Below are 12,465 nucleotides of genomic sequence, written 5' to 3' on the forward strand. Positions count from 1 at the left end.
GCTGTGTTAGCGCTAACAGTCGAGGGTCATGTGCGCAAGTGAAGGGAAGGCCATGACGGCATCCGAGAAGTCAGGAATGAGCCGCCGCACCTTCGTGCGGACGTCGGCCTTGGGGGTGGCGTTAGCCGCGACGACCACCGGCGTCCAGACGGCGACGGCGCAGGCCGCGACCGCGAACGTCACCGAGTCGGTGGCCGGGATCCCCTATGTCGGCGCGGGGAGCAACACCCCGGTCAGGCCGTTCCGGCTGCACGAGATCAGCCTGAAGACCGGTCTGCTGCAGGAGAAGCGCGACCGGATGAAGGCGTTCCTGCAGGCGTTCGACGAACGCCGTTTCCTCTTCCTGTTCAACAACCAGGCGGGCCGGCCCAACCCCGCGGGCGTGACCGCGCCCGGCGGCTGGGAGGACGGCGGCCTGCTGAGCGGCCACTGGGCCGGCCACTACCTGAGCGCCCTGGCCCAGGCGTACGCCGACCAGGGCGAGACGGTCTACAAGACCAAGCTCGACTGGATGGTCACCGAACTCGGCGCCTGCCAGGACGCCATCACCGCCCGCATGACCGCCCCGGAGAACCCCGAGGAGCCCGAGGCGCTGCCCATCGGCCGGGTGGCCGGGAAGTTCGGCAACGCCCTGAAGCTCAACGGCGGCAGCAACGCCGAGCACGTCAGACTGCCGCAGGAGGCGGTCTCCCAGCTCACCAACTTCACGATCGCGACCTGGGTCAACCTCGCCGCCGCGCAGAACTGGAGCCGGGTCTTCGACTTCGGCCAGAGCACCGCCGTCAACATGTTCCTCACCGCCCGCGCGGGCGTGACGGGCAACCCGCCCCGGTTCGCCATCACCACCACGGGCAGCGGCGGCGAGCAGCAGATCAACGGCACCGCCGCGATCCCCACCGGCCAGTGGGTGCACCTGGCCGTCACCCTCTCGGGCTCGGTCGGCACCCTGTACGTCAACGGCGCCGTCGCCGGCACCAACCCGAACATGACCCTCAACCCGACCAACCTCGGCGTGCCCGGCAACGTCTGGATCGGCCGCTCCGCCTACGGCGACGCCATGCTCAACGCGAGCATCGACGAGTTCCACATCTTCGACCGCGCCCTGAGCGCCGCCGAGATCACCTCGCTCCAGACCTCCGCCGCCGGTGCCACGGGCGGCGGCAACATCGCCTGGTACCGCTTCGACGAGACCGACGGCGCCTCGGCGCTCGACTCCTCGCCCAACAACCGTCCCGCCGGCATCGTCTCCATCCCCCAGTCGGGCGGCCAGCTCTGGAAGCCCGTCTACGCCGGCTACCTGGGCGCCATCCCGGAGGACGCCGTCATCCGCGTCGCCCCGCCCCGCTACGCCCAGTACGGCGGCAACGCCGCCACGAACGTGTGGGCGCCCTGGTACACCCAGCACAAGATCGTTCGCGGGCTGCTGGACGCGTACACGCTGGCCGGCAACACCCGGGCCCGCGAGATCGCGGTGAAGATGGCCGACTGGGCGCACAACGCCCTCACCACCGGCGACAAGAACCACCCGAGCTACGCCGGCCCGATCACCCGCGACAACCTCAACCTGATGTGGGACACCTACATCGCCGGGGAGCTCGGCGGGGCCAACGAGGTGTTCGCCGAGATCCACGCCCTGACCGGCGACGCCAAGCACCTGGAGACGGCGAAGTTCTTCGACAACCGCGAGTCGCTCTTCGGCGCGACCGTCGAGAACCGCGACATCCTCACGGTCACCAACCCGCTCGCCTACGGCCGCCGGCGCCCGGCCCGCCTGCACGTCAACCAGCACGTGCCCGGCTTCTCGGGCTACCTGCGCATCTTCGAGCAGGGCGGCGGCGACGACTACCTCAAGGCGGCGAAGAACTTCTTCGGCATGCTGGTCCCGCACCGCATGTTCTCCCACGGTGGCCTGGGCGGGAACTACCCGGGCTCCAACAACAACATCGAGATGTTCCAGAACCGGGACAACATCGCCAACGCGATCGCCCAGGGCGGCGCCGAGACGTGCTCGATCTACAACGTGGCCAAGCTGGCCCGGAACCTGTTCTTCCACACGCAGGACCCGGCCTACATGGACTACTACGAGCGGGCCCTGTTCAACCAGCTCGCCGGTTCCCGGGCCGACTCGGCCAGCACGGCCAACCCGCAGGTCACCTACTTCCAGCCGCTGACCCCGGGCGCCACGAAGTCGTACGGCAACACCGGCACCTGCTGCGGCGGCACCGGCCTGGAGATCCACACCAAGTACCAGGAGGCGACCTACTTCAAGTCGGCCGACGGCTCGGCCCTGTGGGTCAACCAGTTCGTGCCCTCGACCGTGACGTGGACGGAGAAGAACTTCGCGCTCACCCAGGAGACGAACTTCCCGCGCCAGGCCGGCACCAAGCTCACCGTCACCAGCGGCGGTCAGCTGGCTCTCAAGTTGCGGGTGCCCAAGTGGGCCGTCAAGGGCTACTCGGTGAAGATCAACGGCGTGCTCCAGCTGCTGCAGACCCCGGTCCCGGGCACCTACGTGACCCTGAACCGCACCTGGGCGACCGGCGACGTCATCGAGATCTCGATGCCGTTCGCCATCAGGATCGAGCGCGCCATCGACCGCCCCGACACCCAGTCGATCATGTGGGGCCCGCTGCTCATGCCGATCCTCGGCAACCCCGGCGGCGGCGCCTACCGCGAGCTGACCCTCTACCGCCACCTCAAGCGCGACGGCGACTACGCGCGGGCGGCCATCACCGCGAACGGCGTGAACGCGGCCGGCGACCCGCTGTTCACCACGGGCGGCCTCAACCTCCGTCCCTGGTACGTCGGCGACACCCAGGCCCACTCGGCCTACTTCCGCCGGGTCGAGCCGAAGATCGTGTTCGGCACGATCGACTCGGGCGTGCCGAACGTGAAGCGCAACGACGGCCTGCCCAACTACGACGTGCCGGTCACCGGGATCGTCTCGCCGGGCACCGACGGCCTGACCTTCCTGGACGTGCTCTGGGACAACGCCCCGTTCGCGACGCACGCCGCGTTCATGGCGAAGGTCACCTCGACGGCCGACGCGTTCGTGGCGGCCGGGCTGCTGACCGCCGCCCAGAAGACCGCGATCGTGGCCGCCGCCGACAGCGCGCGGGCCCAGCTCGCGCCCGGGGCGCAGCTCCCGGCCACGGTCACCCCCGAGGCCCGGTTCATCGGCGGCTCGGCCTACCTGGCCGTCCGCGTGGTGAACGACCACGACGCCCCCGTCGACGTCGAGATCGAGACCGCCCACGGCTCGAAGACCTTCACCGGCGTCGCCCCCGGCAAGTCGGCGTTCCAGCAGTTCCCGGTCCGCGCCGCGGCACTGCCCGCCGGCGAGGTCACGGTGTCGGTCACCGGAACCGTCGAGGGCGACGAGGTCACGACCGAGATCGTCAAGCAGTACGCCGCCACGTCCTGATGATCACCGAGTTCGGGCTCTCGGAGCTCTGGGAGCCCGCCACCCGCCGCGACCCGCACGCGTTCTACACGCGCGTGCGGGCCGCGGGCCGGCCCGTGCCCCAGATCGACCCCGCCGGCGACCGTTTCTGGGTGGTGGCCCGGCACGCCGACGTCCTGGCGGGCCTGCAGCACCCGGAGATCGGCCACCAGCCGCCCGGGCACGCGCCCGGGCACGGCGAGGCCGGGCGGATCGCGGCCCGGCAGCTCATCTCCCTCGACCCGCCCGACCACACCCGGCTGCGCGGGCTGGTCAGCAGGGCGTTCACGGCCCGGACGGCGGCCCTCCTGGAGCCGTGGATCACCGAGGTGGCCGACCGGCTGGTCGCCCGCGCGCGGGAGCTGGGCTCCTTCGACGGGGTGGCCGACCTGGCCGACCCGTTGCCGGTCAACGTCATCGCCCAGCTCGTCGGCGTGCCGGAGGAGGACCGGCCGATGTTCCGCGCCTGGTCGGCGACGATCGTCTCGGGCGCCGACTGGGACGGCACGGCCACCCTGGCGTTCGCCGCCTACGTCGACGACCTGGCCGCCCGCCGCCGGGCCGACCCGGCCGACGACCTGCTCTCCGGGCTGGTCGCCCTGGAGGCCGAGGGCGACGCCCTCGACCGCGACGAGCTGGTCGCGATGATCCAGCTGCTGCTGATCGCCGGGCAGGAGACGACGGTCGACGTCGTCGTCAACGGCATCCGGCTGCTGCTCACCCACCCGGAGCAGTGGCGGGACCTCCGCGACGACCCCGCGCTGGCGGGCGCGGTGGTGGAGGAGACGCTGCGCTTCCGCGGCCCGGTCGAGATCGTGCCGCCCCGCTTCGCCTTCCGCGACCTCGACCTGGCCGGGGGCGTGATCCCGGCCAACGAGCGGGTGGCCCTGTCGCTCTGGGGCGCCAACCGCGACCCGGAGGTCTTCGCCGACCCTGACGTGTTCGACGTCCACCGGACCGACGCGAGCCGGCACCTGGCGTTCGGGCACGGGATCCACTTCTGCCTCGGGGCGGCCCTGGGCCGCCTGGAGGCCCGGATCATGCTCGACCGCGTCGCCCGCGAACTCGGCACGCTGCGCCTCGCGGCCGACGCCGGAGACGACTTCCGCCTCCACCACGGGGGCCTGCCGCTGACGCTCTAGTCTCCCGAGTCTCCCGGCCCGAGGGCGCGCAGGCAGAAGACCGAGACGAAGCGCTCGGCCTCCTCCAGGGTCCGGCCGCCCTCGGTCAGCGGGATGCGTTCTGACCCGAGGACCGCCAGCACCGCCCGCGCCGCCGCCTCGACGTCGGCGGTCTGGAACTCGCCCGAGTCGACGCCGGTCTGGATGATCTCGCGCAGGATCGCCTGCATCGGCGCGACGTGGGCGGCCAGCCGCTGGTAGGCGTCGGGCCCGAGGGTGGCCGACAGGTCGGCGGCCCCCGGATGGGGGTGGGCGACCAGCCCGGTCAGCTGGAGCCGGACGAACGCCCGCAGCCGGACCGACGGCGAGGCGTCGGCGGGCAGGTCGCGGGCGTAGCTCTCGACGAAGTAGTGGGTCACCCGCTCGGTGAAGGCCAGCAGCAGCGCGGTCTTGTCGGGGAAGTAGTTGTAGAGGACGGTCCGGGTGATGCCCGCCTCGGCCGCCAGCTCGGTCATCGAGATCGCGTCGATGCCCTGCCGGCGGGCCAGCCGCGCGATCGCCTCCAGGATCTTCTCCTGGGTCTGGGCGCGGTGCTCGCCGATCGTGGCGGCCGAGATGCGCGGCACGTCAGGCCGCCACCGTGGCCACCCGGCCCAGGTCGCCGAGCACCTCGGTGTTCAGCTGGTAGGCCAGCCGGGTCTCCCGGATGACGCGCTGCCGCCCGGCCTCGTCGAGGCTCTCGCCGAGGGCGTCGAGGCGGCGCCGGTATTCGTCCTTGAACCGGGGGAGGCTGCCGATGTCGAAGTGGTAGAAGTCCACCCCGCCCCCCTTGCCGAAGCCGTAGATCTTCTGCAGTTCCAGCCGGATGAACTGGCCGCCCGACAGGTCGCCGAGGTAACGAGTGTAGTGGTGGGCCACATATCCGCCCGGCCAGTCGGAAACCTGGTTGATCCGGGCCACCAGCGTCTGGGTCGGCTTGCTGGGGGCGATGCGCGCGGCCCAGTCGTCGCCGTAGATGGTGGTGAGGTCGCGCACGAGCGCCTGCTCGCGGTAGAGCTCGGGGAAGACGAACGCCCCGGCGACGGGGTCGCCGGCCAGCCGCTTCGACGCGCCGTCGAGGGCCACGTAGGCGAAGTAGTGCTGGGCGACCATCTCGCCGTAGGCCTCGGGACTAAGCCTGCCCGCCATCAGGTTCTTCAGGTAGCTGTCGTCCTCCGCGGACTCGTGGTCGGTCCAGGTCGCGGTCCGCAGGACCTCGGCAAAACCCATCGCAGGCTCCTCAGAGAGTCGTTCATGACGAAGTGTCACAAACCTTCGCCGCGATCGTCAACAGGTTGATGACACCGTGTCGTTAAACCTGATTACAGAATTACGATCGCTCTCAGCGAACTCACGCAAGCTTGGGAACACCATGGGACTCGCCTTAGTTGAGCGCATATAACTCAAGGCTGAGGAGCACGCATGACTGAGATCCTTCCCGTCCTGCCCCTGGACGACGAGGTCGTCCTGCCCGGCATGGTCGTCCCCCTCGATCTGTCCGACTCCGAGGTGCGCGCGGCGATCGAGGCCGCCCAGGCCACCGGGGCCAAGAAGCCCCACGTCCTGCTGGTGCCGCGGATCGACGGGCACTACGGGGCGGTCGGCGTCAGCGCGGTCGTCGAGCAGGTGGGCAGGCTGCCCGGGGGCGAGCCCGCCGCCGTGGTGCGGGGTGTGTCGCGCGCCCGCGTGGGCACCGGCACGACCGGCCCCGGCGCGGCCCTGTGGGTCGAGGCGACCATCGTGCCGAAGAGCACCGACGAGCCCGACGCCAAGGTGAGCTCCCTGATGAAGGAGTACAAGGCGCTCACCACCACGATCCTGCAGAAGCGCGGCGCCTGGCAGGTCGTCGACCAGGTGAACGGCATCGACGACCCCTCGGTGCTGGCCGACAGCTCCGGCTACGCGCCCTGGCTCTCGACCGCGCAGAAGCTGCTCCTGCTGGAGACCGCCGACGCGGGGGAGCGGCTGGAGAAGCTGGTCGGCTGGGCCCGCGACCACCTGGCCGAGGTCGACGTCGCCGAGACGATCCGCAAGGACGTCCAGGAGGGCATGGAGAAGCAGCAGCGCGAGTTCCTGCTCCGCCAGCAGCTCGCGGCCGTCCGCAAGGAGCTGGCCGAGCTCAACGGCGACCCCGAGACCGAGGAGGAGGACTACCGCGCCCGCGTCGAGGCGGCCGACCTGCCCGAGAAGGTGCGCGAGGCGGCCCTCAAGGAGGTCGACAAGCTGGAGCGCACCTCCGACCAGTCGCCCGAGACCGGCTGGATCCGCACCTGGCTCGACACCGTCCTCGACCTGCCGTGGAACACCCGCACCGAGGACGCCTACGACATCGCCGGCGCCCGCGCCATCCTCGACGCCGACCACACCGGCCTGGAGGACGTGAAGGACCGGATCATCGAATACCTCGCGGTCCGCAAGCGCCGCGCCGACCAGGGGCTCGGCGTCGTCGGCGGGCGGCGGTCGGGCGCGGTGCTCGCGCTGGCCGGCCCTCCCGGAGTCGGCAAGACCTCGCTCGGCGAGTCGGTCGCCCGCGCCATGGGCCGCAAGTTCGTGCGCGTCGCCCTCGGCGGCGTCCGCGACGAGGCGGAGATCCGCGGCCACCGGCGCACCTACGTCGGCGCGCTGCCCGGCCGCCTGGTCCGGGCGATCCGCGAGGCCGGCTCGATGAACCCCGTCGTCCTCCTCGACGAGGTCGACAAGGTCGGCGCCGACTACCGGGGCGACCCGACGGCGGCCCTGCTCGAGGTGCTCGACCCGGCGCAGAACCACACGTTCCGCGACCACTACCTCGAGGTCGAGCTCGACCTGTCCGACGTGCTGTTCCTGGCCACGGCCAACGCCCTGGAGCAGATCCCCGGCCCGCTGCTCGACCGCATGGACGTCGTCACCCTCGACGGCTACACCGAGGACGAGAAGGTCGTCATCGCCCGCGACCACCTGCTGCCCCGGCAGCTCGAGAAGGCGGGCCTGACCCCCGACGAGGTCACGGTCGACGACGCGGCGCTGCGCCGCGTGGCGGGCGAGTACACCCGCGAGGCGGGCGTGCGCTCCCTGGAGCGGGCGGTCGCGCGGGTGCTCCGCAAGGTCGCCGCGGCGGTCTCGCTGGGCGACAAGACCCTGCCGCTGACCGTCACCGACGACGACCTGGTCGGCTACCTCGGCCGGCCGCGCCACGTGCCCGAGTCGTCGCTGCCCGAGTCGCGCCAGCGCACCTCGGTGCCCGGCGTGTCGACGGGCCTGGCGGTGACCGGCGCGGGCGGCGACGTCCTCTACGTCGAGGCGTCGCTGGCCGATCCCGAGACCGGCTCGACCGGGGTGACCCTGACCGGCCAGCTCGGCGACGTGATGAAGGAGTCGGCCCAGATCGCGCTCTCCTACCTGCGCTCGCGCGGCGCGGAGCTGGAGCTGCCGGTCGGGTCGCTGAAGGACCGCCAGATCCACATCCACGTCCCGGCGGGCGCGGTGCCGAAGGACGGCCCCTCGGCCGGCGTCACCATGACGACCGCCCTGGCCTCGCTGCTCAGCGGGCGCCCGGTGCGGGGCGACGTGGCGATGACCGGTGAGGTGTCGCTGACCGGCCGGGTCCTCCCGATCGGCGGGGTCAAGCAGAAGCTGCTGGCCGCCCACCGGGCGGGCATCACGACCGTCCTGATCCCGGCCCGCAACGAGCCCGATCTCGACGACGTCCCGGCCGAGGTGCTGGCCGATCTCGAGGTCCACGCCGTCAGCGACGTGCGTGAGGTCCTGGAGATCGCGCTGACCCCGGCGACGGTGGGGCAGTCGGCCGCCGCGTAACCTTCCCCCGGCGCGAAGGGGGCCTCCCGGGACAGGGGAGGCCCCCTTCGTCATGTCCTGATCTGCACGGTTCGTGTCGTTGCGGCCACCGGGGGGCGGATTCCAGGATGGAGGCATGCGGGTCGTCTGCGTCATCACCGAAGGGTTCCAGCACCTCGATCTGGCCGGGCCGGCCGACGTGTTCGCCACCGCCGGGCTGGTCAGCCGGAGGGCGGCGTACACGCTGGAGGTGACCTCGGCCGTGGCCGGTCCGGTCCGGTCGTCGAACGGGCTGGCCACCCTGGTCGAGACCCCGATCGACGAGGTCACCGGGCCGATCGACACGCTGCTGGTGGCCGGCGGGCTGACCGTCGACGACCACCTGCGCGACCCCCGGCTGGTGGCGGGGGTGCGGCGGCTGGCGGCGAGGGCCAGGCGGACCGGGTCGGTCTGCACGGGGGCGTTCCTGCTCGCCGAGGCCGGGCTGCTCGACGGCGGGCGGGCCACCACCCACTGGTTGTCGGCCGACGACCTGGCCCGGCGTTATCCCGCCGTCGAGACCGACCCCGATGCGATCTACGTGCGCGAGGGCGACGTCTGGACCTCCGCCGGGGTGACCACCGGGATCGACCTGGCCCTGGCGATGGTCGCCGACGACCACGGCCACGACGTCGCCCGGCACGTCGCGCGGGGGCTGGTCGTCTACCTCCACCGGCCCGGCGGGCAGTCGCAGTTCTCGGCGCCGATCCAGGCCGTACCGCGAAGTGAACCCCTGAAAGAGCTGCAGACCTGGATCGACGAGCACCCGGAGGAGGACCTCAGCGTCCCGGCGCTGGCCCGCCGGATGAACCTGAGCGAGCGCCACTTCTCCCGCGTCTTCACCGACGAGACCGGCATGCCCCCCGGCCGGTACGTCGAGATCGCCCGCACCGGCGCCGCCCGGCGGCTGCTGGAGACCACCGACGAACCCCTCGACGTCGTCGCCCGGCGCACCGGGCTCGGCCTGCCCGGCAGCCTCTACCGGGTGTTCCGCCGGCACCTTCGGGTTTCCCCCGGCGACTACCGCCGCCGGTTCCGCGACCGGTCCCATGACAAGGAGCACTGAATGCGCGTCGCCATCCCCCTCTATCCCGGCTTCACCGCCCTCGACGCGGTTGGCCCCTACACCGTGCTGGCCTTCGCGCCCGGCGTCGCCGTCACGTTCGTGGCGGCGGAGCCGGGCCCGGTCGCCGACGACCAGGACAGCCTGTCGATCACCGCCACCGCGGCCTTCGACGACCTGCCCGACCCCGACGTGGTCGTGGTCCCCGGCGGCCCCGGCACCCTCCCGGCGCTGAACGACCGGCGGCTGATCGACTGGATCACGACCGCCCACCGCACCACGACCTGGACCACCTCGGTGTGCAGCGGCGCGTTCCTGCTCGCCCACGCCGGCATCCTGGCGGGCCTGCCGGCCACCACCCACTGGGGTTTCCACGACGGGCTCGCCGGCTTCGGCGCGGTCCCGGTGGCCGAACGTGTGGTCACCGAGGGGAAGGTCGTCACCGCCGCCGGGGTCTCGGCGGGCCTCGACATGGCGCTGACCCTGCTCGCCCTGATGCGCGACGAGGACACCGCCCGGGCCGTGCAGCTGGCCATCGAGTATGACCCGGCCCCACCCTTCACTTCGGGCTCGGCCGCGACCGCCACCCCTGAGCTGCGGGAACGGGCGATGGGCCTCATCCGGGTGGGGTGACCTGCGCTTTAAAGCGAGGTTCAAGTCAGTCGCTACTGGGTCGCTATCGGGACGGTTTATTCATTTTCCTGTCAAACTCCTCGTCCCGAGAGGAATCCGAAAGTGCGATTCATCAAGAAGCTCCTGGTGAGCGGTGGCGTCGCCGCCGCCCTCATCACCGGCGCCGTGGTTGCGCCGACGGCCGCCAGCGCCTCCCCCTTCGTCGGGGACTGGGGCCCCTACTACTCCGCCGACCACAAGGCCGAGGCCGAGGGCAAGTACGCCGTCGACCACGGCAAGAAGAAGGTCTGGTATTGGGAGAAGTTCAAGAAGCCCATCAAGAAGTGCTGGTGGAAGCACGGCGAGAAGAAGTGCAAGATCGTCGGCTGGAAGTGGGACAAGAAGTGGTCCTGGAAGTGGGAGGAGTACACCAAGGTCTCGGTCAAGGGTGAACTCACGAACCACAAGTGGTGGGGCGACAAGAAGTACAAGTGCGCCTGGGCCGTCTTCAAGATCGAGGACCTCGACGGCCACACCTCCTACGAGAAGTTCCGCAACTGCGACAAGGGCGGTGACTGGTTCGGGTTCCACGCCACCAACGTGAACACGATCGACGTCCAGGTCTCCCGCGGCAACCACTTCGGTCCCAAGGGCTTCTTCGGCCCCTGGTCGCCGGTTTACGAAGCCGTCTGATCGGCACCCTCGAACGGTAGGCTGAGCGGTCTACTGAACGGCCCGCGCCATTCCCGGCGCGGGCCGTTTCCCTTTCCGCCCCGACGATCACCGAGTAATGTTCGGTCATGTACCCGGGTGCCATCGCCGCCGTGAGCCCTGACAAACCCGCTGTGATCATGGCCGGTTCCGGCCGGGTGGTCACCTACCGGGAACTCGACGAGGAGTCCAACCGCCTCGCCCACCTGCTGCGCGAGGCCGGGCTGCGGCCCGGCGACCACATCGCGTTCATGCTGGAGAACCATCCCCTCTTCCTCGCCATCGCCTGGGCGGCCCACCGGTCGGGCCTGTTCTACACGGCGGTCAGCTCGCGGCTGCAGGCGGGCGAGCTGACGTACATCGTGGAGAACTGCGGCGCGAAGGCGTTCATCTCCTCGGCCGCCTGCGCCGAGGCCGCCGCCGCGGTGACCGGGCCGCCGCTGCGGCTCATGCTCGACGGCACGGTCCCCGGTTTCCTCCCGTACGAGACCGCGGTCGCCCCCATGCCCGTCACCCCCGTGGCCGACGAGGTGCAGGGCATGGACATGCTCTACTCCTCGGGCACCACCGGGCGGCCGAAGGGCGTCAAGCCGAACTGGACCGGCCAGCCGCTGGAGACGCCCGGCCCGCTGATGAACCTGATCGGCTTCCTGTTCGCCGCCACGGCCGACAGCGTCTACCTGTCGCCGGCGCCGCTCTACCACGCCGCCCCGCTGCGCTACTCGCTCACCTTCCAGCGGTTCGGCGCCACCGTCGTCGTCATGGACCGCTTCGACCCGGAACAGGCCCTGGCCGCCATCGAGACGTACGGCGTCACCCACTCCCAGTGGGTGCCGACCCACTTCATCAAGTTCCTGAAGCTCCCGGCCGAGACCCGGGCCAAGTACGACCTGTCCACGCTGGCGTACGCCATCCACGCCGCCGCCCCCTGCCCCATTCCGGTGAAGGAGTCGATGATGGAGTGGTGGGGCCCGATCGTCCACGAGTACTACGCGGGCACCGAGGGCAACGGCTTCATCTACGCCGGCCCCCACGACTGGCTCGCCCACAAGGGCACCGTCGGACGGCCGCTGCTCGGCGTGCCGCACATCCTCGACGCCCAGGGCGAGGAACTGGGCCCGGGGGAGACCGGCGTCGTCTACCTCTCCGACGGGCCGGCCTTCGTCTACCACGGCGACCCCGACAAGACCGCCGCCGCGCACGACCCGAAGGGCCGGGGCTGGTCGACGCTCGGGGACATCGGCCACCTCGACGAGGAGGGCTTCCTTTACCTGACCGACCGGAGCTCGTACATGATCATCTCGGGCGGGGTGAACATCTACCCGCAGGAGGCGGAGAACCTGCTGGCGGTCCATCCGAAGGTCGCCGACGTGGCCGTCTTCGGGGTGCCCGACGAGGAGATGGGCGAACAGGTCAAGGCCGTCGTGGAGCCCGCCGACCCCGCGGCGGCCGGGCCGGAGCTGGAGGCGGAACTGATCGGGTACTGCCGCGAACGGCTGGCCCACTACAAGTGCCCGAGGTCGGTCGACTTCCGCACGGAGCTGCCCCGGCACCCCACCGGGAAGTTGTACAAACGGATTTTGCGCGACGAATACTGGCCCGAGCAGCACAAATAAGGCCAGTGTTCGGTTTCGCCAGGTCAGCGGGGTGATCGCTTAAGCCGG

9 protein-coding genes are annotated in these 12,465 nt (G+C 71.0%); 7 read left to right on the forward strand and 2 right to left on the reverse strand.

Annotation, left to right across the window (positions count from 1 at the left end):
* The first annotated feature begins 76 nt into the window (after window positions 1–76).
* Complete coding sequence (locus AW271_RS02405) at window positions 77–3,424, forward strand: beta-L-arabinofuranosidase domain-containing protein (protein ID WP_218007921.1); 3,348 nt, start codon at window positions 77–79, stop codon at window positions 3,422–3,424.
* Window positions 3,424–4,584, forward strand: a complete 1,161-nt coding sequence (locus tag AW271_RS02410) for a cytochrome P450 (RefSeq protein ID WP_062331013.1) — start codon at window positions 3,424–3,426, stop codon at window positions 4,582–4,584. The genes AW271_RS02405 and AW271_RS02410 overlap by 1 nt, the downstream gene beginning before the upstream one ends.
* On the opposite strand, the gene AW271_RS02415 is transcribed toward AW271_RS02410, so the two are convergent.
* Both AW271_RS02415 and AW271_RS02420 read right to left on the reverse strand, forming a co-directional pair.
* A complete protein-coding gene (locus tag AW271_RS02415) occupies window positions 4,581–5,189 on the reverse strand; it encodes a TetR/AcrR family transcriptional regulator (protein ID WP_062331016.1) in 609 nt (202 codons plus the stop codon). The two genes, AW271_RS02410 and AW271_RS02415, sit on opposite strands and share 4 nt — an antisense overlap.
* A 1-nt stretch (window position 5,190) precedes the next feature.
* Window positions 5,191–5,832, reverse strand: a complete 642-nt coding sequence (locus AW271_RS02420; protein WP_062331018.1) for a biliverdin-producing heme oxygenase — start codon at window positions 5,830–5,832, stop codon at window positions 5,191–5,193.
* Window positions 5,833–6,024: 192 nt separating this feature from the next.
* Here AW271_RS02420 and lon point away from each other — a divergent pair, with 192 nt between their 5' ends.
* From lon to AW271_RS02445, 5 genes are all read left to right on the forward strand, one after another.
* A complete protein-coding gene (gene lon, locus AW271_RS02425; RefSeq protein ID WP_062331020.1) occupies window positions 6,025–8,397 on the forward strand; it encodes an endopeptidase La in 2,373 nt (790 codons plus the stop codon).
* Between the two features lie 115 nt (window positions 8,398–8,512).
* Window positions 8,513–9,481 carry a GlxA family transcriptional regulator gene (locus tag AW271_RS02430; protein WP_062331023.1) on the forward strand — a complete coding sequence of 323 codons (969 nt, stop codon included), beginning with the start codon at window positions 8,513–8,515 and terminating at the stop codon, window positions 9,479–9,481.
* Window positions 9,482–10,111, forward strand: a complete 630-nt coding sequence (locus AW271_RS02435; RefSeq protein ID WP_062331026.1) for a DJ-1/PfpI family protein — start codon at window positions 9,482–9,484, stop codon at window positions 10,109–10,111. It abuts the gene before it with no gap.
* Window positions 10,112–10,213: 102 nt separating this feature from the next.
* Window positions 10,214–10,783 (forward strand): hypothetical protein, encoded by a 570-nt coding sequence (locus tag AW271_RS02440; protein WP_062331029.1) that lies wholly within the window; start codon window positions 10,214–10,216, stop codon window positions 10,781–10,783.
* 107 nt (window positions 10,784–10,890) lie between these two features.
* Window positions 10,891–12,417, forward strand: a complete 1,527-nt coding sequence (locus AW271_RS02445) for an acyl-CoA synthetase (RefSeq protein ID WP_062331032.1) — start codon at window positions 10,891–10,893, stop codon at window positions 12,415–12,417.
* The last annotated feature ends 48 nt before the right edge of the window (window positions 12,418–12,465 follow it).

This window comes from Herbidospora sakaeratensis (assembly GCF_001570525.1).
GTDB classification, from domain to species: domain Bacteria; phylum Actinomycetota; class Actinomycetes; order Streptosporangiales; family Streptosporangiaceae; genus Herbidospora; species Herbidospora sakaeratensis.

Coding starts and splice junctions, on each gene's coding strand:
- AW271_RS02405 (WP_218007921.1), top strand. CDS start 77: ATGAGCCGCCGCACCTTCGTGCGGACGTCGGCCTTGGGGGTGGCGTTA.
- AW271_RS02410 (WP_062331013.1), top strand. CDS start 3,424: ATGATCACCGAGTTCGGGCTCTCGGAGCTCTGGGAGCCCGCCACCCGC.
- AW271_RS02420 (WP_062331018.1), bottom strand. CDS start 5,832: ATGGGTTTTGCCGAGGTCCTGCGGACCGCGACCTGGACCGACCACGAG.
- lon (WP_062331020.1), top strand. CDS start 6,025: ATGACTGAGATCCTTCCCGTCCTGCCCCTGGACGACGAGGTCGTCCTG.
- AW271_RS02430 (WP_062331023.1), top strand. CDS start 8,513: ATGCGGGTCGTCTGCGTCATCACCGAAGGGTTCCAGCACCTCGATCTG.
- AW271_RS02435 (WP_062331026.1), top strand. CDS start 9,482: ATGCGCGTCGCCATCCCCCTCTATCCCGGCTTCACCGCCCTCGACGCG.
- AW271_RS02445 (WP_062331032.1), top strand. CDS start 10,891: ATGTACCCGGGTGCCATCGCCGCCGTGAGCCCTGACAAACCCGCTGTG.